The sequence below is a fragment of the Arthrobacter sp. H14 genome (assembly GCF_000520495.1).
Classification (GTDB): Bacteria; Actinomycetota; Actinomycetes; order Actinomycetales; family Micrococcaceae; genus Arthrobacter_C.
In genome coordinates, this window is the sequence record NZ_KI914696.1 from 11,723 (window position 1) to 14,853 (window position 3,131).

At 59.9% G+C, this 3,131-nt stretch carries 1 protein-coding gene and 1 pseudogene; one reads left to right on the top strand and one right to left on the bottom strand.

The features are described from left to right. Positions 1 to 478: 478 nt before the first annotated feature. Positions 479 to 2,296: an S-layer homology domain-containing protein gene (locus tag Y707_RS0119940; RefSeq protein WP_051442240.1), complete on the bottom strand. Its 1,818-nt coding sequence runs from the start codon at positions 2,294 to 2,296 to the stop codon at positions 479 to 481. A 296-nt stretch (positions 2,297 to 2,592) separates the two neighbouring features. On the opposite strand from Y707_RS0119940, the pseudogene Y707_RS27825 reads away from it, so the two are divergent. Continuing rightward, positions 2,593 to 3,131 (top strand): annotated as a pseudogene (locus tag Y707_RS27825) (hypothetical protein); the annotation flags it as partial.

Sequence of the window (3,131 nt, forward strand, 5' to 3'; positions counted from 1 at the left end):
GGCCAGCCGCTGCAGTTCCCGTGTGGCCGCGTTGAGGTGTTCCTCTGCTTCCAGCGGATCAGCGGCCACGATCTTCAAACTGACAGCGGCAGATGCAGCATTTTTGGTCATGGGGGTTCCTCCCGGCATTCTTGCGGAAATGTTTCGCGTACCGCCCCATCGGGGATGCACAGTCGAATGAGCCAAGTATGCCAGCCGGTTCGGCAAACCCCCGCTTCCGCCAAACGGATTGCGTGCTTGTCGTTGGTCCAGTGTTGGTGCCGCCGGCATACCGGTGACAGGCCGGGCACCGAGAATGTGAGTCATGCTCTCCGATGTCCCTGGATTATGATGACGGGGAGGGCCCAGCGCGCTATTTGTTGCCAGGGCCCGCGCAACCCGGATGATTCGGTGAGAATGATCGTCGCGAGTCCCAGAGGTTTCATTCGTGGATGTGGAGTTGTGCCGATCGGATTTTCGATGGAGGGCAGATAGGAAGCTAGAACTGCTTGTCGAAGCGCCAGAGGAAGGTCACCATCGCGTCGCGGTTGATGGGTTCGAGCGGACGGTAGGTGTCATCTGGCCAGCCTGTGGTGATGCGCATTTCTTCGAGCCAGGCGACTTCCTTATAGAACTTTCCGTCGATCGGGTAGTCCTTGAATGGTGAGGTGCCCGGGGGGTTGTACGCCGGTCCTCCGGCCATCCGGTAGAGGAAGGCTGCCATGGCGTCACGGTTGATGGGTTCATACGGTCGGTATTCGTACTGGTTCTCACCGACCTTCCATCCTTTGGTGATGCCGGCTTCCTCGAGCCAGGCTATTTCCTTATAGAACTTCTCACCGGTCGGGTAGTCCTCGAATGGTGAGGTGCTCGGCGGGTTGTATGCCGGTTCTCCTGCCATCCGGTAGAGGAAGGCTGCCATGGCATCACGGTTGATGGGTTCATACGGGCGGAAGGTGCCGTCGTCGTACCCGCTGGTGATGTTGTTGTTATAGGCCCAGAGGATTTGCTGCTGGTACTTCGTATCCGAGTCGACGTCCGTGAACGGGTCCTCGGGCTCCTGCGCACCAGGCGCTGTAATCGTCACCTGGGCTGAGCCGGTGCCGATGTCGCTGATTTTCACCTCCGTTCCGGCATGGGTTTCAAATGTCGAACCTTCCTGCCAGGCATGTTCGAAGCTGTAGTAACCTTCGAACGGCTCTGTATTGGGCTCCAGGATGATGGAGTCAGGCAGCTGCTCTGGTCCGGTCCAAGGGGCCTGGGTGATCTTCACACCCCGGTTGAGTCTCTCCGAATAGTTGGAGAGGTATTGATCCTGGTCGACCGGCTGACGTAACTCCAAGTAGTAGATTTCCTCGCTGACCGGATCGGTGAACTTGATGGCGCGGTAGTTCTTTTCCCCGCCCCATGGAAGCAGCGTGTAGGTCTTCGAACCCGAGGCGACGCCGACGTTGCGGATGTCCTGGCCGGATCCAAATCCGGCGATGTCCCAAAAGCTGGCGCTGATGGTGGGCCGATACTGTTGCGAGGTTCCCATCAAATCTGTGGTGTCTCCGTACTCCCGGATCCAGCATCCGGCATAGTCGGAGGTGTCCGACGCACCATCGTTACAGGTCAGAGCGTTCGCATGGCCCAGACCAAAAAGGTGACCAAATTCGTGTGCCAGGACGCTGTCGGTCAGGCTGTAGCTGCTGGGACGCGGCATCAGGATGCGTCCCGATACGCCGTCCGTCGTCCAGCCAGCACCGTATGCCCCGCTGGAGAGCAGGTTTTGGGGGACGAAGACCACCAGTGCCTCGCCTTCTTCGTACGTCCAGCCCAGCTCTTTGGTGATCTGGTCCATGATGTCCCAGTAGTTCCAGCTTGCCTTGGCGGCGGTTATGAATCGGGGCCGGGTCTGCTCAACCTCAATGGAAATCCGTCCGTTGGACATATCGGCCCAATAGTCGTCCGCGACGTTAATCGCCTGCCGGGCCTGGTCCAAGGACACTGATGAGTAGTCGCCGGCGTTGTCTTGAAGCTGCGCCCTCACCAATGTGACCTTGATATCGCCGGCCGGATGGAGCGCGCGGGCTTCCATGGCTCCGTCGCGGCTGGTGTGCCGTTCGACGCCGGGAATCTGTCCCGGTTCGTAGTGGTGATGCGTTTTAGGGGCACCGTCGACCGGCTGCGGCTCGGGCGCACCAGCGGGTGCGGCGTACGCAGCCGGTGCCATCAGGAGTGACGCAACGATGATGGTCAGTGCTGTGATGGCTGACAGCACGGCTTTGACATGGCCAGTGAGACCGTCGGTGGACTGGTTGGGAGATTTAGTCATGCTTAGGAAGCTTCCCGACAAGCGCCTGCCGGCTTTCGGCAGGGGCGGCGGCCGCTGTTCCCCCGTGACCCCGTGACCCCGTGGTCCCGTATCAGTTCGTGTGGGTACAGCCGCACCGGGACCCAAGTTAGCACCAGAGTGGTCAAAGTTTCCAATGATACTATTGTTACCGGGCCTGTCTGCCAGGACACACCGGAAGAACATGGATGAGTCAACGACTCTTGAGGCCGCGACAGCCGGTCCAGGCTGCCGCCGGTTCCCCACCTCTGTTGTTTGTTTCTTTGTGAAAGGAAGCCATGCGTTTTCTGCAACGCTTCTGGGCTGCTTCGGTCACTGCGCTGCTGACTCTGGGGGTTCTTTCCGCCATTGCATTTCCGGCGGAAGCTATAGGTCCGGCCGAACCGGGTGACGGAATTTCCGTTGAGCAGAGTCTTGAGCCGGTATCGACTTCCGGTGATAAGGAACGGTATTTGGTTCGGTTTGTTCCCGGAACGGATGTTGGGGTTGAGGCTCGGGGTCTGCATGCGAAGGGCTTGTCGGTTGGCCGGACCTTCTCACATGCGGTCCGGGCCACGGTCGTGGATGCCACTGCCGGCCAGATCAGGGCGTTATCCCGTTCGGACCGGGTGGCAGCGGTGGAGCGTGATGCTCCGAATAGTATTGCCACGACGCAGGATCCGGCCCCGTGGGGCCTTGATCGTATGGATCAGCGGCGTCTGCCCGGGTCAGATTCGTACACTTTTCTGGGATCGGGCACCGGTGTGGAGGTTTATGTGGTCGATACGGGCGTTCGGGCCTCTCATAATGACTTCGGCGGCAGGGTGGCTGCGGGGTG

Excerpts from the sequence above, each read along its gene's own strand:
- Y707_RS0119940 (WP_051442240.1), bottom strand. The coding sequence starts at position 2,296 with ATGACTAAATCTCCCAACCAGTCCACCGACGGTCTCACTGGCCATGTC.